1 protein-coding gene is annotated in these 889 nt (G+C 35.8%); it reads right to left on the reverse strand.

What is annotated here, in order from left to right; translation table 11 throughout:
• Nucleotides 1-20: 20 nt before the first annotated feature.
• A protein-coding gene (locus tag C9E89_RS22880) for an IS5 family transposase (protein WP_107010335.1) occupies nt 21-843 on the reverse strand; the annotation gives its coding sequence in 2 pieces (ribosomal slippage) (nt 21-461 and nt 463-843; 822 coding nt in all).
• Between the last annotated feature and the right edge of the window lie 46 nt (nt 844-889).

Here is an 889-nt window from a genome sequence, read left to right on the forward strand (position 1 = left end):
TAGATCTCTTGCGAAAGTCATTATTGAAAATTTATCCGGTTTACCAGTGCAGCGATTAAGTTAATGCGTAAACCGAATCTTTTCCGTCTATTTCGATAGCGTTCACTTAATATTCTAAATGTCTTCAATTGACTATTGATGTGTTCGATCACAACTCGTATTTTTCCAATCATTTTATTGTACTTTTTCTCAACATCAAATAAGGGTATATTCTTCTTTTTCTTTATTGGCATCAATAATTTAAAGCCATCTTGCTCTAATCCGTAGTACCCTAAATCGGTCATAACATATTCACAATGTTTGAATTTCTTAACCGTTTTTCTTGCCAGTTTAATGTCATGCTGACTGCCATTCGATATATCTAGCCCTATGATTTGTTTGCTCTTCGGATGATAGATCACTTGTGCTTTTAGCGTATGTTTCTTCTTTTTACCACTGTAGAACTTACTCTGATTTTTTTTTCGGGCGTTCTATTGAACATTCTGTCGCATCGATAATGACCCAGTTAAAGTGTTCGTCTGCTGTGGTAATGCTTCGTTTTGGCAGAGTAAAACATCTTGATTTCATCAATGCATCTTCAACCTTTTTAATGGTTCGATTCACATTACTTTCAGCGATATGGTAGTGTGCCGCCAATTCCAGTTGAGTACTGTAGTTGCGTAAATAATTGAGCGTTAATAACAACTGATCCTCTATAGCTAAAGTATGAGGACGACCTGATTTCTTTTTGAGTGATTCTGCTTTTTCTAAAACCTCTACCATTTCGGTAAAAACTGGTCGAGGTACGCCAACCAAGCGTTTAAATTCAGAATCTGAAAAACGGTTTAAGTTCTGATATCTCATGAAACTTAGATTGAGGTGGTTTTTACTTTCGCAAGAGATCTAGTGT

This window comes from Acinetobacter sichuanensis (assembly GCF_003024515.2).
Lineage (GTDB): Bacteria > Pseudomonadota > Gammaproteobacteria > Pseudomonadales > Moraxellaceae > Acinetobacter > Acinetobacter sichuanensis.